At 64.6% G+C, this 3,224-nt stretch carries 2 protein-coding genes and 1 pseudogene; all 3 read right to left on the minus strand.

Features of this window, described 5'->3' with window-relative positions:
* Positions 1-506, minus strand: a pseudogene (locus tag ACILRA_RS21325) (hypothetical protein); the annotation flags it as partial.
* Positions 506-700: a hypothetical protein gene (locus ACILRA_RS21330; protein WP_395664055.1), complete on the minus strand. Its 195-nt coding sequence runs from the start codon at positions 698-700 to the stop codon at positions 506-508. The pseudogene ACILRA_RS21325 and the gene ACILRA_RS21330, both read right to left, overlap by 1 nt.
* A gap of 296 nt (positions 701-996) precedes the next feature.
* A partial coding sequence (locus ACILRA_RS21335; RefSeq protein WP_395664056.1) for a hypothetical protein occupies positions 997-3,224 on the minus strand: 2,228 nt, incomplete at its 5' end.

Consider the following 3,224-nt stretch of genomic DNA (forward strand, 5'->3'; position numbering starts at 1 on the left):
ATATCCTCCTCCGGCCAGTTCATGGCATCCTCATCGGTGCAGATGATACGGTAGACCAGCAACGTCGGGCGGCGGCCCTGCGACATTCGATGTTCACGGTCGCAAGCATCGAGTGCGTCGGTGGCGGACTTGAAACGCCGCTTGAGCTTCTCGATGACCTCCAGCACCGGCTCGCTGGGGCTGGCCCCGAAGATGCCTTCGTTGACGAGCAGCCCTGCGATCGACCGTGGGCTGGGCGAAGGCAGGCCACACACTGCGTGGTGCTGCCGGTACAACTCGGCAAACGCCACGCCTGCCTGGTACTGTGTTTCGCTGATCAACTCGCGGAAGGCCAACCGCCCCAGCGCGCTGCCAAGCCTCTCGTCCTTCGCCTGCTTCGCGGTGACGCCGAAATGGCGGCGCCGTGCATCGATGGCCACGCTCATTGCGTCCCTCTCCGTTTCCTGCCGTGTGCGCTTGCCACAGGCGTAGCGCTTGCCGGGTTTCCTCTTGCGTCCGGGGGCCATCACCGCACCTCCTTTAGAAGAGGCCGCTTGCCGTAGAGCTTTTCGCCCAGTTGCTTGACCAGTTCACGCTCGACCCAGGTCAGCCGCTGGTCATCAATCGTGACGGCGAGCAGTCCCTGCTCACGCCATCCCTCACGCTTCACGCACTCGGGCGACCGGCGCTCGCCGCCATAGCCGCGGGGGAGCCACTTCATGACGTCACCTCGCGCAGCAGGGTGGCGCAGGTGGAGCTATGTTTAGAGAAAACGTGCGCGGGGCTCGTCGAGGTGGCGCGAAATCGTCGATTGCTGTTCGTTTCTCGCCATTGGGGCATGTTCCCGACTGGAACATGCCCTCCGAAGGGTGGAGAACAGAGTGCTCGGACGTTGGAGCGGTACAGGTGCTGCCTATGACGTGAGACACCACGAAGGGGAACATTCTGGAACATCCTACTCCGATAGACGCGCAGCGTATTGAACGGATTGTCAGTCATGACGAGATCTCCTGAGTTTTAGGGGGGGATTGGAACATCACGCGCATGGGGCGGCACACCGGCCTGCTCACCTACGGCGGGATCCTTGTCCGGCGTATTCGATGCGCCTTCGGGTTCATTGATGTGGGTGTCGGAATGGACAGGGGCCTTGACCTCGCCATCAGCCGCATCCACATGTTCAGCACGCTGAGTGACCTCAAAGCGCGCGAGCGGGCCGAGGCTTTTGGCAACCCAGTTTTCCGGGCCGGGAATGATGCTGGTATCGAACAGCGCGGTGCGGGCACGCTGCCCGGCGCCCTCGGGCTGGTAAGTCACCCACGCGGAGGATGGGGACAATTTGCTATTATAGAGATCCTTATAATAGCAATTTGTCCCCCTCCTCTGGCTGTCCTTCTTCGCTGCGTCGCGGCTTGGCCAGAGATCGGGAAAGCATCTGGCCATGTCCGCTGCGTTCTCGAGCACGACACCGTCTAGTGCCATCAGGTCATGGCGGGATGGGCTAATCTGCTGCCAGGGGACCACTTCGTGGATGGTGAGGGGCAGGACGGCGTCGGTGAGGAGATCGATATCGAGCGGTGTTTCGGCCGTGCGGTTGACGCCCCTGCCGCGCCCGATGGCCTGAATGAGCTCGCCCTCGCATATCGACCAGCGAATGGCCTCGGCGATGGGATCGGCATGGGTTTCCACCATGAGGGGAAGTGTCCTGCCGCTCGCCAGCCTGATGCGCCTCTCCGTCAGCGGATACCACCAGCCCGCGTCTTCCGGGTTTCGTAGAGGAACGCGGCCATTGATCGCCACAGCGCTCCATTCGGCGGTGATCGGTGCAGGCAGGGTGCGCCCCAGCACGATGAGGCATCGGACGCCACCCCAGCGGTCGAGGCCGCTCAGTCCGTTGAAGTGGACGGCGTCCACGTTCGGGGGCAAGCCTTTGGCGCGCAGGGCGCCGATGGCCGCCTTCTGGCCGATGACCAGCACATCCATGTCAGTGTCCAGCCGGCGGCACTGCCGGGCGCGAAGCCGGATCCAGGCCATGAGATCGCGAAGATGATTGGCCGCAGCCTTCTGATCACGCGCAGGGGCTTCTGCGGGGGGCGTCAGGGCTTTGGCGGAGGTGGGGCTCTGGGTAACCTGGCGCACCCGCACATGAGGCTGCCGCGCTGCCACGAGCGCCCCGATCTCAATGTGAGGCAGATAAGGTTCGACGAGTTCAGATCGCAGCGTGGCATCGAGGTGGAGGATCGGCACACCGGCGGCCCAGCCGCTCCGCAGCCGGGAGCGCCAGCGCAGACGCAGCGACTTGACCGAACCCGCTTCGGTGCGCTCATGGAACAGTTCGACGCCCGCGGCATCGTTGCCGCTTTCCAGAGCTTCTGCGATAATGAGCCAAAGGATCGCGCAGCGCCCTGGCGGCGCCCATGGCATGCCATCCGGCGGCATGATCTTCGCGATCCGGGCGCGGCGTTCCGCCGGGTCCATGCCGGGAAGCAGCCCGGCATCCCGAAGGCGGCGACGCTCGAGGGCAGCAGCCGTCCGGCACTCCTCTACGGTCAGCCCGGTCGCCGCCAGGAGCCCATGGCGCAGGACGCCAGGCTCCGACACGTGAAGCGCCTTCCAGAGCTTCATGCGGGCGGCCACGAGATCAGCGGTATTGGCTATGTGGAGTTTGTTCTTGCCATCGTAGCAAGCGGGCGAGCAGCGGACCGGTTCCAGCCCGTCGAGGGTAAGCTTCGCCTTGCCATCGAGTCCCCGGAGACCGGCCTGCCAGAAACCCTCGTCGATGACGAGGAGACCCACCGTGCCGATTGCCTCGGCCTTCATGTGGAAAAGGCTGTCATGGGCGCAGACGATGACTTCGGAGTCCATCGCCAGCGGCTTCTGGCGCTGATAGCCGCACTTGCCGTAAAGCGGACAGAGCAGCGTGACGCCATCCTGCCTGAGCTTGCAGCAGCTCTGCTCCACGGGATGCTCGACCTCGAGGGCATCGAAGGGTGCGCCCGGGTCGAGGCACATGAGCTGTTCGGGATTGTGCGGCGCGGGATCCGGCGCGGTGCGCCCCTTCCACAACATGGCGCTGACGCCCATCTCCCGGAACGCCGCCACCTGTTCGGCGCCAAGATCGTGCCGGGGGACGGCAAACACCACCTTGCGGCCGCCAAGGGCGCGGGAGGCAATGAGGCGGGTGATGGCTTCACGCGTAGCGGAGGTCTTGCCCAACCCTACGTCGACAGGAAGCCCAAGCAGCGGCG

This window comes from Aestuariivirga sp. (genome assembly GCF_044239095.1).
GTDB lineage: Bacteria > Pseudomonadota > Alphaproteobacteria > Rhizobiales > Aestuariivirgaceae > Aestuariivirga.

Excerpts from the sequence above, each read along its gene's own strand:
- ACILRA_RS21330 (WP_395664055.1), bottom strand. The coding sequence starts at position 700 with ATGAAGTGGCTCCCCCGCGGCTATGGCGGCGAGCGCCGGTCGCCCGAG.